Genomic DNA, 13,960 nt, shown 5'->3' on the forward strand with positions numbered 1-13,960 from the left:
TTATACCTCCAATTTAGGAAATACTAGATGGACAAATTCATTAGGATGAATACAGAATTGGTCAGCACGCAGGGACAGGCTGCCGCGGCTGAGCGAAACAGCTGGAACTGTTTTGATATCCTGCAGGTCTTTGCGGCACAGGTCCTCTGCCCGTACCCGCACAATGTCCTGTACCTCTTCCCCGGGACGAAACAGCGGGTGTGCATCTCGATGCAGAAACACGTAGCCAAACTCCCGGTCCGGAAACGGTGACGCCGAGCTGACGCAGTTTTCTTTAGTGACGCCCAGCAGCTCTACATCTTCTAAATGCAACAAAAGTCCAAGCTCCTCTTCCGTTTCCCGAAGCACCGCCTGCAGGGGACTTTCCCCTGCACGGATATGGCCGCCCACAGAAATATCGTAATAGTCCGGTGCGTTGTCCTTATTATGTGCACGCTGTTGCAGCCATACCCATGTTTCCTTTTCTCCGGAAGCGGCCGTTAGCTGTGAAACCACCCAGCAGTGGGCCACCGCATGCCACAAACCATTTTTATGGACAAACGCGCGGTCCTTGGAACCAAGCGGCGTAAAGAATGAGTTGTAAACGGTCAAATTTTCCGGCATATTACATTCCTTTATTCGGTAATTATTTTCACTCTCATCTATCATTTCCCGGGAAACAGCAAAGAAAACCGGCTCTTGTATGTAGAGCATTTTACTTTTCGCATCTTTTTTCTGCTCCGATTTTCACTAGCTAAACCGCGTTTCTACCTCTGTGGATTGTTCGTTCTTTTCAGTGATCCACATGAATCTCCACTGCAAAATGTCGGTGACGTGGGCCGTCAAACTCACAGAAATAGACGCCCTGCCATGTGCCTAGCACCAAACGGCTGTCCTGCACCGGTATAGAAACGCTGCAGCCAACAATCGTAGATTTCAGGTGTGCTGCTGAATTTCCCTCCTTGTGGCAAAACTCTGGACGGTCTGGAAAAGTTTTGTCCAACGCAAACAGAAGGTCCTTCACTACATCCGGATCTGCGTTTTCATTGATAGTAATGCCGGCTGTTGTATGTACGCAGTAAACCAGACAGCTGCCGGAACGAACACCACTTTTCTGTATGGCGTCCTGTACATCCGCTGTTATATCGTAGAATCCTTCTTTATCCGTATCTAATTCATAAGAATACAGCAAAGCACGGCCCCCTATCAAATCATTTTTCCTTAGGCAATATTCTTTATTATATGACATTTTCATCCTTTTTGCAAGGGAAGCGAATGTCGGCTGGCCACTTGCTTCCCTCCCACAAACACGCTATACTTGGTTTCATAAGGAAAGGAGATGCCGCCCTATGTGCCTGCCAAAAGATGCCTCCATGCTGCTCAGTGTTATCAACACGCGGCTGCGCGATACATATTCCAGTCTGGACGAACTGTGCAGCAGTCTGTCCATTGACCGAAAAGAATTGGAGCAAAAGCTCTCCGCAATTGATTATGTATATGACGCAGACCACAACCAATTTGTCTAAATTCACACCGCTAAAAAAGGCCGACAGCATAGACAGAGTTTTATTCTACTCTGCTGTATCTGTCAGCCTTTTTATTATCATTTTATTTTGATATGCGCTTAACCTTTCGCAAACAAAACGGATTCCACCAATGTGCAGGCGTCCTCAATACAGCCGTCACAACTGCGCAGCGGAATACCTGACTCTGTGCCTTTCAAGTCTTTGCAAATGGCAGTGGTGTTTTTCTTCAGAAAAGCATTCACTATTTCCCGGGAAAGTGCATAGGTGCCGCCCTTTGTGCGCTGACGCATACCGCCGCTGCTTTTCATGCCGGCAAGCAGCATAGCACCGCTGACTGCACCGCAGGTCTCTTTCATACCGCCCATACCGGCGCCAAATGCTTCAGCCAGACGGAACATCTGGTCCTCTGAAACACCCACCAGGTCACAGTAAGTACAGGCAACAGCCTGACAGCAATTATATCCCGTACGGTGACGTTCCAGTGCCTTAGGAATTCGGCTCTCCATCTTCTTTGTTAACCTCCTCCGAGGACACACCTGAAAGCATAGGGGTTCCCCCATCCTCATTGTCCAATTCCGGTTTTTCCTCTCCGCGCAGAATACGCATGAATTCATCACCGGTAATCGTTTCTTTTTCCAGCAGATACTTAGAAATCTCATGCAGTTTCGGTGTATTGTCCTTTAAAATCTGCAAAGCTTTTGCATGCTGCTTTTTAATGATATTTTGTACTTCCGCATCAATTTTTGTTGCCGTTTCTGGAGAACAGGAAAGCGAAGCGTCTCCACCCAAATACTGATTCTGAACGGTTTCCATGGCTACCATCCCGAAGTCATCACTCATGCCGAAACGTGTAACCATGGCGCGCGCAATTTTTGTTGCTTGTTCAATATCGTTGCTGGCACCGCTGGTGCAGTCGCCGAAAATCAGTTCCTCGGACGCACGGCCGCCGCACAGAGTAGCAATTTTCTCCAGACATTCCTTTTTGCTCATCAGGCACTTTTCGCCTTCGTCCACCTGCATGGTATAACCGAGGGCACCGCTGGTACGCGGGATAATTGTAATTTTTGTGACCGGCGCGCTGCCTTTCTGCATGGCAGCAACCAGCGCATGGCCCGTTTCATGGTAGGCAATGATTTTCTTTTCATTTATTGGAATGACTGCGCCTTTGCGCTGATAACCGGCAATGACCGTTTCAACGCTTTCCTCCAGGTCCTCCTGAATGACCGCTTTGCGCCCACATTTTACGGCGCGCAGGGCCGCTTCGTTAATAATATTGGCCAGTTCAGCGCCGGAAGCGCCGGCGGTTGCGCGGGCAATCGCATTATAATTTACGTCCGGCCCTATTTTAATTTCGCGTGCGTGTACTTTCAGAATGGCCTCACGGCCCTTCAAGTCTGGCAGCTCCACCGGAATGCGGCGGTCAAACCGCCCTGGACGCAGCAGTGCCTTATCCAGGCTGTCCGGCCGGTTCGTTGCCGCCAGAATAACAACACCCTTGCGTCCGTCGAATCCGTCCATTTCTGTAAGCAGCTGGTTCAGTGTCTGTTCCCGTTCATCGTTGGTGGAAATGCTGTTGTCACGCGCCTTGCCAATGGTATCGATTTCATCAATAAAGACAATACAAGGTGCTTTTTCCTGTGCCTGTTTAAACAAGTCACGCACCTTTGCTGCGCCCATACCAACAAACATCTCTACAAATTCCGAACCGGAAATAGAGAAGAATGGCACATGCGCTTCACCGGCGACAGCCTGTGCCAGCAAAGTTTTACCGGTACCGGGAGGGCCCACCAGCAAAGCGCCCTTTGGCAGGGTTGCGCCAATATCCGCATATTTTTTCGGATTGTGCAGGAAGTCTACAATTTCGACCAGTGCTTCCTTCGCCTCATCCTCACCGGCTACATCATCAAAGGTTTTCCCCGTCTGTGCTTCCACATAAATTTTTGCGTTGCTCTTTCCAAATGACATGGAGCCAGCGCCGCCGACCCGTTTCTGCATCATATGCAGGAACAGCCAGCCAGCAAGGACAATCAGCCCAAACGGCAGAACGACTTCAATAAAGACGGCAAGCAGCGGTGATGCTTGCTGAGGAATATCCGCTGTAAACTGAATGGTACCCTTCGCCAGCAAACGCTCTGTCAATTTTTCGTCCGGCATCAGGCCGGTTACATAGGTATTCTCACGGCCGGGGTCCGCTGGCTGTTCCTGCACGGTCTGTGTACTGCCGCCTGCCAATATCGTACGAGAAGATACTGCCGACGATGATGAAGCTGTAATTGTGGGGACTTTTCCCTTGGCGGTAAAAGTGATTCTTTGGTTAGAACGGTCAATATTCACTTTTGCCACCTGGTTGCTGTCAACCATTTTCAGAAACGTCGCATAATCCACTGAAATCGTTTTCGGCTGTGTAATGGTGGGGAATATCACCATATTCAGCAAAACAATCACCAGAATGGCAACAACGTAGAAAATAATTATTTGCTTCTTAGGTGTTTTTTGCTCTTTCATTGCATTTTCCTTTCTGGGAAGCAGGGCTTAACAGCATTTCTGCTCCCCGCACAAAGCGGGGAAAACGGCACCTTTCCTGTGCATTTATCATAATAGCACATTCTTTTGCGGATTGCCATAGATTTGTTTGAAAGGAGCTTCTGTAATTAAACAAAAAAGGCAGGTTCCCACCATTTGTGGAATCCGCCTTTTCTTTGAAACAAAGCCGATACTTATACCACACTGAACAGCATCTCGCCATAGGTGGGATACGGCCAGTACTCTTTCGCTACCAAAGGCTCAATCTGGTCTGCAATTCTGCGTGTTTTCTCCATCTGCATGAACAGCGTATCGCGGGAATAGGAGGCTTGCTCCTGAATATTCCCTTTGCCTTCGCCAGCCACATTCTTTTCCAGTGCACGCGTTTCCGCATAAAGGGAATCGCTCAGTTTGGAAAGTGTCTGGATGGTGTCCTTCTCAAATGTGGAAGAAGCATCGCTGCAGGCAGTGGCCTTTGCGTTGACGGTATTGCTCAGTGCACTGACATAGCGGTTAGCCGCCGGCAAAATGTCCTTATAAATCATATCGACCATGGTTTCCGCCTCGATATGTATCTGCTTTGTGTAGTTCTCCATCTGAATCTCGCAGCGGGAATACACTTCATTCTTTGTCAGCACGCTGTGGTGTTCAAACAAAGCAACATTTTCAGGACGCGTGTAGTACGGCAGTGCTTCCGCAGTAGAGGACAGGTTCAGCAGGCCGCGCTTTTTCGCCTCGGCAATCCATTCATCGGTATAGCCATCGCCGTTAAAGACAATATGCTTATGGTCATGGTATGCTTCACGGATAATGTGATTCAGTTCTTTGTTAAAGTCCTTGGCCTTTTCCAGACGGTCAGCATACTGTTCCAGCACGTCGGCCACAATGGTGTTCAGCATCATGTTCGGGCAGGCAATGGAAACGGTAGAACCGAGCATACGGAATTCAAATTTATTGCCGGTAAAGGCAAACGGAGATGTACGGTTGCGGTCCGTTGTGTCCTTCGGCAGCGGCGGCAGTTCGTCCACACCGATTTCCAGTACTTCTTTATCCTTCTGTGCATAGGGCTTGTTCTGATCGATAGAATCCAGAACGGTGGTTAGCTCATCGCCCAAGAAAATGGAGATAATTGCCGGCGGCGCTTCGTTGGCGCCCAAACGGTGGTCATTGCCTGCGCTGGCAACGGACAGGCGGAGCAGGTCCTGATGCTCATCTACCGCCTGAATGACAGAGACAAGGAACAAAAGGAACTGTGCATTTTCACGCGGCGAATCGCCCGGGTCCAGCAGGTTGCTGCCGCCGTCAGTGGAAAGGGACCAGTTGTTGTGTTTGCCGGAACCGTTGACACCCTCAAAGGGCTTTTCATGCAGCAGGCAGGCCAGGTTGTGGCGGGCGGCCACTTTCTTCATGATTTCCATTGTCAGCTGGTTGTGGTCGGCAGCAACATTGGTATCGGTGTAAATAGGTGCCAATTCGTGCTGAGAAGGAGCTACTTCGTTATGCTCTGTCTTCGCAAGAATACCCAGCTTCCACAATTCGTTGTCCAGGTCATCCATAAAGGCCTTGACACGCGGCTTGAGAACACCAAAGTAGTGGTCCTCCATCTCCTGCCCCTTCGGCGGCTTTGCGCCGAACAAAGTACGGCCAGTGTAAACCAAATCACGGCGCTTGCAGTACATATCACGGTCAATCAGGAAATATTCCTGCTCCGGACCTACATTGGTGTTTACACGCTGTGTTGTGGTATCACCGAACAGGCGCAGGATGCGCAGTGCCTGCTTGTTGATAGCGTTCATGGAACGCAGCAGTGGTGTTTTTTTGTCCAATGCTTCGCCGGTATAAGAACAGAATGCAGTGGGAATGCACAGGGTATTGTCCTTAATAAAAGCATCGCTGGTGGGGTCCCATGCGGTATAGCCGCGTGCCTCAAAGGTAGCGCGCAGACCGCCGGAAGGAAAAGAGCTGGCATCCGGCTCGCCCTTGATAAGCTCTTTGCCGGAAAACTCCATAATGACCTTTTCGCCGTCCACCGGATAGATGAAACTGTCGTGCTTTTCAGCAGTGATGCCTGTCATTGGCTGGAACCAGTGCGTAAAGTGGGTGCAGCCGTTTTCAACTGCCCAGTCCTTCATGGCGTTTGCCACTACGTTGGCCACGTCCGGAACAAGGGGCTGGCCCTCCTTGCGGGTCTTCATCAGCGCCCGAAACGTGTCTTTCGGCAGGCGCTCTTTCATGACCGTTTCATTAAAGACCAGGCTGCCGAACAATTCTGGAACCGTACTCATGCAAATCCCTCCATGCAGTTTTATCTTTCTTAAAACCTGTAAACAGAGAAAAAGCGCTATAGGGAACACGCCCCACAGCGCCTTTACTGTCATTACCGTTATTATATGCCCGCCTTGTGGAAAAGTCAACGGCAGAAATGGGGAAAAAGCGGAAAACGGCCGATTTTTTCCGCCTTTACTTTCTTTATTTCAGAAATGATGCCAAAATCGGCATATTTTTTCTGTCTTTCACTTTATTTTTACAAGTGATGCCATCCACAGCGGTAGCTCTGCTTCTCATTGTATGAAACCACCCGGCTACTCATGCTTTTTCATCCTGTTTTTCGGCTGCCGGCAGAAGATGAAAATGCCGAAGTGCGTTCCAAATGCCGTTGTCCCCTACCGCACTTGTCACATAGTCTGCCGATCGCTTGACAGGTTCTATTGCGTTGCCCATGGCTACACCGATGCTGGCCGCTTTGATTAGTTCCAAATCATTGCCGCTGTCACCAAAAAACATAACGCTGCTAAAGTCCGAGTCATAATAATCCAGCAGCCGCCGCACGCCCTCCGCCTTGGAAAGTGTGCGCGGGATAATATCTGCACCGCGCTTTTTTCCGAAGAGCGGCACCCTCACCTGTGGGAAGCGCTGTTCCAGCAGGCGAGCTTCCGGTTCACTGCCGACCAGTGTCAGTGCACTGACAGGCTGACCAAACACCTGCTCCGCCGGACGAACCTGAATTTTTTCTTTCCGGACACAGGTGTGAACAAAGCTTTCCAGCAGTGACGAATCTGTTGTATAATAGATGCCGTCCTTTACACAGCTGATGCACATTTTTTGCTGACGGCCAAACAGAATGACCGTCTGCAGCAGTGCCTGCGGCAAATAATAGCGGTACAGAATCTTTCCTTCTGCACGGATACGGGCACCGTTCATCTCCACAACAGCGTCCGGATGGACCGTCGTAAGGCCGTAGGTGCTTTCGGGCTGTGCCATGTCGCGCCCTGTCGCAATCACAATTTTCCACTGTGGACGCAGCAGGTCAATCGCTCGCAGCGTACTGTCCGGCACCTCGCCGGTCGCGTGATCCAATAATGTCATATCATAATCAAAGCAAAGCAGCCTGTTCACATTTTCGTCCCTTTCCTGCAGGGCAGCTTGCAGAAATCACAGTTCCTGATAGGCCCCCATAATCTTAGGAATAAACTGTTTTTTACGGCTGACAACGCCAGCCAACACGGTAGTGCCGTCCTTTTCCGGCTTCACACCGAAGGCGGCTGTCAGCATATCAGCCGCATGGTGTCCGGCACACAAAACGGTGCTGGCCTCTTCCGGCACATCTGTCAGCAGCACGTACAAATCCTCTAAACTCTGCTTTTGCAGGGCTTCCGGCAGATACGGTGTCAAAAGCGCCTGTGCCGCCCGCAGGTTGCTGTCTGTCATGTAGTTACCCTGTGCCACGCCGAAGCGAATATCGCCGCACATAAATACCTTGAAGTCCTGCAGGAACACTTCTTCAGTGGTCTTTCCGTCCAGCTTTTCGCCGGCCTCGAACATCTCTTCTGAGAAGGACTCCACGTCCACACCGGCCGTTTTTGCCAAACGCTCCGCCGCTTTTTTATCCTGCGGTGTGCAGGTCGGACTGCGGAAAACGAGCGTATCCGAAAGAATGGCCGCCAGCAGAATACCCGCTGTCTTCGGCGTAATCTCTACATTTTGTTCGTCATACATCTGCGAAACAATGGTAGCCGTGCAACCGACCGGCTGATTGCGGAAATAGACCGGTCCGCTGGTTTCAATGCTGCCAATGCGGTGGTGGTCAATAATTTCCAGAATCTCCGCTTTGTCGTAGCCTTCTACTGCCTGCATTGCCTCATTATGGTCTACCAAAATAACCCGCGGCTTGCGCAGATTGATAATATTGCGGCGGCTGAGCATGCCGCAGTATTTTCCGTCTTCGTCCAGAATAGGGAAATAGCGGTGACGCACTTTTGCCATTACGCGTGTCACGTCGTCTACCGGCGTGACCAGCGTAAACTTTTTAATATCTTTCGTTGTCATATAATAGGAAATAGGCGCGCACTGGCTAATCAGTTTTGCCGCCGCATATGTATCCATCGGCACACTCATAATGGCAACGTCGTTTTCATCGGCGAGCTTGACAATGGTCTTGCCGACCTTAGCCCCCTGACACACAATAATCAAACTTGCGTGCATTTCAATCGCGCACAGCTGACTTTCGTACCGGTTGGAAAGCAAAACAATATCGCCCGGTTCCATCAAGCTTTCCATCGTTTCGGGGTTGGCTGCACCCAGCAGAATGCGGCCGCGGTCCACGACCGCGTTCTCATTCCCCACCAACATGGTGCCGTCCAGCGTTTCCAAAATATTGTGATAGGTTGTATGGCTTTTCGCCAACACAGTACGGTCGAAAATATCCATATTGGCCGTAGCAATATCCTTAACCGTAATCAGTCCCAGCAGTTCACGGTCCGAGTCAACAATGGGCAGGGTATCAATTTTCTGGTCACGCATAACCTGCCACGCGCGCCGCAGGCTGGTATTGCCGGAAAATCCGGGCACTTCACGGTAATCCACGTCACGGACCTTCGGGTTGATATCCGTCACCATGCGTGGCGGCCGTACGTCGAATTTGTCCAGCACAAAGGCGGTTTCCTGATTCAACTCGCCTGCTCGGCACGCTTCATATACCAGATTGCTGGTTTTATTTTTCAGTTCTGCATAAGCGATTGCTGAACAGATGGAGTCCGTATCCGGATTTTTGTGACCGATGACAACGACCTTATGTGTGGTTTTTGGCATGAATTTTTCCCTCCCAGATGATAGTTACCGGCCAATACCGGTAAAAATTGCTCACACCAATCAGCGCAGAAAACCTTTTGCAGGACAAGCAGAGCAGGCCGCCAAAACCAGCATAATCCCGTCTGGCTATACAAAAAAGCTCTATTAAGGAAGTGGTTTGACCAAAAAGCAATATCCGCACTGTAAAAAGAAAATTTCCGTCTATTTTTTAACTAGATTATGAAAAATCAAATATATTTTCATCGTTCCCCATAGAGGAAATGGTACTCCCATACAAATAGATTGTCAAGGAGAATTCCTGTTGGATTTGCAGGCGTTTTCCCCCTTTTGGGCAGGAATTTGTATGCTGTCCTGCAAAACAGACAAAAAGAAGCTCTCCGGTGCTGCCCGGAGAGCTAAAACGGAGAGATTCAGTTGATGAAAGGATTTATATCAACTATCGGCTCAAAAATTAGCCTTTGTGTGTAATCAATGTAACAGAAACCGGTACGTTTGCTGCAACTTTTTCGCCCTTCAGCAGTTTTTGTGCATTATCGATTGCCGTGGCACCCATCAGGTCCGGCTTCTGCTGTACGGTAGCGGCCATTTTGCCGGACTTGACAGCGCTCTGGCCGTCTGTTGTGGCGTCGAAACCGACAATCACGACATTTTTCTTGGCAGCGGCAACTGCTTCCACAGCACCGAGTGCCATTTCATCGTTCTGCGCGAAAATGCCCTGCACATCACCATGTGCCTGCAGAATGTTTTCGGAAACGTTCAGTGCAGTTGCACGGTCAAACTTTGCGGTCTGGCTGGCAACGATTTGTGCCTTGCCATCTGCGGCCTGGTGGAAGCCTTTGCCACGGTCAATCGTTGCGGAAGCACCGGTTGTGCCTTCCAGCTGGGCAATCTTTGCGTTCTTGCCCACTTTGCTCATCAGGTACTCTGTTGCCATTTTTGCGCCCGAAACGTTGTCGGAAGCAATTTTGCAGTCCACATCGACGCCGTTTACCACACGGTCCACAGAAATGACCTTAATGCCTTTGCTCTTTGCATCTTTTACCGCGTTGGACACTGCATCGGAGTCAACCGGATTGACAATCAGGACACCGATATTTTTGGAAATCAGGTCCTCAATATCGTTGGTCTGCTTTGCCGTATCGTTTCCTGCATCCGCAACCGTTACCTGCACACCCAGCTTTTTGGCTTCTGCTTTGGCGCCGTCGGACAGGGTAACAAAGAACGGGTTGTTCAGTGTGGAAACAGAAAGACCGATTGCCTTGCCTGTGGACTGTTCACCCGTGGCTCCGGCGGCTGCGCCGGAAGATGTCTGCTCCGCGCCGGTCGTACAGGCAGCTGCGGACAGCAGCATTACAGAGGACAGTAATACTGCCATTACTTTCTTTAACTTCATTTTTTACAACTTCCTTCCCAAAAAATGTAAGTGAATATTTTGTAAATCCGCTTTTTTGTTTCAGCGCTTCCGGTCCGAAAGCACCGCCAGCAGGATTACAATGCCTTTAACAACATCCTGATAATAAGAGGAAACATTCATGATATTCAGGCCGTTGTTCAGAACTGCGATAATCAAAACACCAATAAGGGTACCGTAAATCTTGCCGCGGCCGCCCATCATGCTGGTGCCGCCCAGTGCAACTGCCGCGATGGCGTCAGTTTCATATCCCACGCCAATGGTCGGCTGTGCGGAACCCAGCCGGGAGAGGAGAATCAGTCCGGCGGCAGATGCCAGAAAACCGGAAATGGTGTACAGAATGACTTTGGTCTTGTGTGTGTTCACACCGGCCAGCTGGGCCGCTTTTTCATTGCTGCCGGTCGCGTAAACCTTGCGGCCGAAGGTTGTCTTGTTCAGTATGAAGAAGTACAGCGCAAACAGGACCACCATAATCCACACTGGCACTGGAATGGACATCATAGTGCCGCGGCCTACACCGGAAAGCAGCGGGTCGGAGCCGAGGCCGGAAATCGGCATGCCGTTTGAAAAGATGTATGTAAGGCCGCGGTAAACAGTCATGGTAATCAAAGTAGCGATGAACGGCTGCAAACGACCCTTTGTAATCAGAATACCATTGAGCGCACCAAGGACAACACCCAGCAGCAGCACGCACAGCATGGCAATTACCGGTGCCGTGCCCGCGTGGATCATCAGAGCACCGACAACCGTGGTCAATGCCAGAAGTGAACCAACGGAAAGGTCAATGCCGCCCGTCAGAATAACGCCTGTCATACCGAAAGCAATCAGGCCGTTGGTAGATGCCTGTTTGAGCAGTGAAAGGATGTTGTTCATACTGCGGAAATCAGCGCTGATGATACTGAACGCGACGAACAGAACGATGAGAGCAATCATTGCGCCGAGGTTTTGAAGAATGTCGCCGATACGCGGCCGACTGAGCGTTTTTGTATTCATTTTAACTTTCCTCCCGTCGCCAGTGTCATGATATTTTCCTGCGATGCCATTTTTTCGCCGGCAGCAGCTGTTTCCGGTCTGTTGTTCAAGATTCCAGCCATATGTCCCTCATGAATGACCATAACACGGTCGCTCATGCCGAGAATCTCCGAAAGCTCCGAGGAAACCATAATGACAGCGACTCCCTTTTCAGCAAGGGTATTAATGATATTGTAAATTTCCTTTTTGGCACCCACATCTACGCCGCGGGTGGGTTCATCCAAAATAAGAATTTTGGGTTCTGTAAAAATCCATTTGGAAAAAATGACTTTCTGCTGATTGCCGCCGGAAAGGCTGTCACAGCTCTCCTCCGGACCGGAACAGCGAATGGTCAGTTCCTGCACAGCTTTGCGGGCAAGTTCCATATCCTTTTTCTTGTCAATCACGCTGTGGTCGGAAATACGCCCAAGGTTTGTAAGCGACACGTTTTCACGAATGCTTTTTTCCAGCATCAGTCCTTCGGTTTTACGGTCCTCTGTAATGAATCCGATTCCGTAAGAAATAGCCTGCTCCGGCGAATGTACGGAAACCTCTTTGCCTCTTATCAGCAAGGTACCGCCGTCCCGCGGCAGATAACCGAAAATGGACTGCATAATCTCCGTACGGCCCGCGCCAATCAAGCCGGAAACGCCCAGCACCTCTCCGGCTCGGACCGAGAAGGAAACGTTTTGAAACACGCCTTTTTTTGTGAAGTCCTTGACCTCCAGCATGGTGTCGCCAATTTTGCTGTGCCTTGCCGGATACCGCTCGCCGATTTCGCGGCCAATCATCATTTTAATCAAGCTGTCCATATCGGTTTCGCTGACTTTTTTGGTGCCGATGAACTGTCCGTCCCGCAGGACTGTGACGCGGTCACAAATTTCAAAGATTTCTTCCATTCGGTGGGAAATATAAATGGTAGACACGCCTTTTTCTTTTAGTTCACGCAGGACACGGAACAAAACGCGTGTTTCTTCCAGCGTCATAGCTGCAGTCGGTTCGTCCATAATGATGACTTTCGCGTCCACCAGCAGTGCCTTTGCTATTTCAATCATTTGCTGCTGTCCAACGGAGAGTTCGGACATAGTCCGGTCCACCGGTATGCTGACACCCAAGCGGTCCAGCACCTGACGTGCCTTCTTGTCCATCGCCGCCTTATCCAAAATACCGAATTTGCCGTGTATTTCTTTGCCGAGGAACAAATTTTCACGCACAGTCAAGTCCGGTACGGAGTTCAGTTCCTGATAAATAAAAACAATACCGGCTTCCTCTGCCTGTTTTGGGTGCGTGTAATTCACTGGTGTGCCATTCACCAGCACTTCACCGCTGTCCCGCGTATAAACACCGGTCAGGATTTTCATCAGCGTGGACTTGCCGGCGCCGTTTTCGCCCATCAGGGCGTGAATCTCGCCTTCTGCAATATCAATCTCTGCATTTTTCAGGACCTGATTGCCGGAAAAACTTTTGTTGATGCCTGTCATTGTAATATGCACAATATCACCTCAAATCCTTACCGCTGCAGCGCAAGACGGGTATGCTGGACTTCTTCGATGGTTGGTATGGCAACCGCCGCACCCTTACGGGAAACCGCTATGGAGGAAGCCACGGAAGCCAGCCGCAGCGATTCTTCCACTGGACAGCCGCCGGTCACGCACGCCAGGAAAAAGCCCGTGAAGGTGTCCCCCGCTCCTGTGGTATCCACAACAGGGACCTTATAAACACTGTGTTTGACCGCTTTCTGGTGGTCCTGATACAGGGCACCGCCTTTGCCCAATGTCAGAACGATTTTTGCCCGCGGATACTTTTTCAGCAGCGCACCGGTTATCTTTTCCGGTTCCTTTTCGCCGGTAAGACATCCGCCTTCAATTTCATTCAAAATAAAGTAATCGACTTTGTTCAGTGGTGCCTGCAAAACAGCATTATCAATCGGAGAAGGATTCAACGCAATTTTCATTTTTTGTTCAAACGCTTTATCAATGATGTGTGAAACAGCATTGGTTTCGTTCTGCAGCAAAAGGATGTCATCTTGACCAAAATGACTGAAAACAGAGTCAATAAATGCATCCGTCAGTTCCCCGTTCGCGCCATGACTGATAAGGATGCAGTTCTGTCCGGAGGGGTTCACCTGAATCATGGCCATGCCGGTTGCTGTACCGGTGCGGTCAATATAGTCCGTATGTATGCTGTCCTTTTCCAGCAGTTCCACAAGCCGCCCACCGTCCGGACCAATTTTGCCGGCCTGATAGACCTGTGCACCGGCCCTTGCAAGTGCCACGGACTGATTCAGTCCCTTGCCGCCCGGCAGCAGGTCCAAGTGTTTGGCCGCCAGTGTTTCGCCCGGCTGAACGAAATGGTCTACTTGGTAAACATGGTCGATATTCAGGGAACCAAAATTCAGTATTTTTCGCATATTCGACTCATT

12 protein-coding genes are annotated in these 13,960 nt (G+C 50.1%); 1 reads left to right on the forward strand and 11 read right to left on the reverse strand.

Going from position 1 to position 13,960, the window contains the following annotated elements; translation table 11 throughout:
* The gene (locus ACIHKT_RS06345; RefSeq protein WP_157658952.1) at positions 1–603 is read right to left on the reverse strand and encodes an NUDIX domain-containing protein; all 603 of its coding nucleotides are present in this window, start codon (positions 601–603) and stop codon (positions 1–3) included.
* 169 nt (positions 604–772) lie between these two features.
* On the reverse strand, positions 773–1,171 hold the full coding sequence (locus ACIHKT_RS06350) for a secondary thiamine-phosphate synthase enzyme YjbQ (RefSeq protein WP_086036003.1): 399 nt from the start codon (positions 1,169–1,171) through the stop codon (positions 773–775).
* A 157-nt stretch (positions 1,172–1,328) separates the two neighbouring features.
* Between ACIHKT_RS06350 and ACIHKT_RS06355 the strand changes: the two genes are divergently transcribed.
* On the forward strand, positions 1,329–1,505 hold the full coding sequence (locus ACIHKT_RS06355; RefSeq protein WP_086036004.1) for a DUF4250 domain-containing protein: 177 nt from the start codon (positions 1,329–1,331) through the stop codon (positions 1,503–1,505).
* Between the two features lie 98 nt (positions 1,506–1,603).
* Here the strand turns inward: ACIHKT_RS06355 and ACIHKT_RS06360 are convergent, their stop codons facing one another.
* The 9 genes from ACIHKT_RS06360 to ACIHKT_RS06400 all read right to left on the reverse strand — a co-directional run bounded on the left by ACIHKT_RS06360 (position 1,604) and on the right by ACIHKT_RS06400 (position 13,948).
* Positions 1,604–2,011 carry a C-GCAxxG-C-C family protein gene (locus ACIHKT_RS06360; RefSeq protein WP_086036005.1) on the reverse strand — a complete coding sequence of 136 codons (408 nt, stop codon included), beginning with the start codon at positions 2,009–2,011 and terminating at the stop codon, positions 1,604–1,606.
* On the reverse strand, positions 1,992–4,010 hold the full coding sequence (gene ftsH / locus ACIHKT_RS06365; protein ID WP_086036006.1) for an ATP-dependent zinc metalloprotease FtsH: 2,019 nt from the start codon (positions 4,008–4,010) through the stop codon (positions 1,992–1,994). The genes ACIHKT_RS06360 and ftsH overlap by 20 nt, the downstream gene beginning before the upstream one ends.
* Before the next feature lie 212 nt (positions 4,011–4,222).
* Complete coding sequence (locus ACIHKT_RS06370; RefSeq protein ID WP_086036008.1) at positions 4,223–6,313, reverse strand: glutamine synthetase III; 2,091 nt, start codon at positions 6,311–6,313, stop codon at positions 4,223–4,225.
* A 301-nt stretch (positions 6,314–6,614) separates the two neighbouring features.
* Positions 6,615–7,424, reverse strand: coding sequence for an HAD-IIB family hydrolase (locus tag ACIHKT_RS06375; RefSeq protein WP_086036009.1), 810 nt, complete (start codon positions 7,422–7,424; stop codon positions 6,615–6,617).
* Positions 7,425–7,460: 36 nt separating this feature from the next.
* Complete coding sequence (locus ACIHKT_RS06380) at positions 7,461–9,116, reverse strand: putative manganese-dependent inorganic diphosphatase (RefSeq protein ID WP_174402985.1); 1,656 nt, start codon at positions 9,114–9,116, stop codon at positions 7,461–7,463.
* A gap of 451 nt (positions 9,117–9,567) precedes the next feature.
* Positions 9,568–10,509, reverse strand: coding sequence for a substrate-binding domain-containing protein (locus tag ACIHKT_RS06385; protein ID WP_086036011.1), 942 nt, complete (start codon positions 10,507–10,509; stop codon positions 9,568–9,570).
* 60 nt (positions 10,510–10,569) lie between these two features.
* Positions 10,570–11,520: an ABC transporter permease gene (locus tag ACIHKT_RS06390; protein WP_174192962.1), complete on the reverse strand. Its 951-nt coding sequence runs from the start codon at positions 11,518–11,520 to the stop codon at positions 10,570–10,572.
* A complete protein-coding gene (locus tag ACIHKT_RS06395; protein ID WP_086036012.1) occupies positions 11,517–13,031 on the reverse strand; it encodes a sugar ABC transporter ATP-binding protein in 1,515 nt (504 codons plus the stop codon). The genes ACIHKT_RS06390 and ACIHKT_RS06395 overlap by 4 nt, the downstream gene beginning before the upstream one ends.
* A 17-nt stretch (positions 13,032–13,048) precedes the next feature.
* Entirely contained in the window at positions 13,049–13,948 is a 900-nt protein-coding gene (locus ACIHKT_RS06400) for a ribokinase (RefSeq protein ID WP_404352132.1), read from the reverse strand.
* Positions 13,949–13,960: the final 12 nt, after the last annotated feature.

The organism is Caproicibacterium sp. XB2 (assembly GCF_044880635.1).
Classification (GTDB): Bacteria; Bacillota; Clostridia; order Oscillospirales; family Acutalibacteraceae; genus Caproicibacterium; species Caproicibacterium lactatifermentans.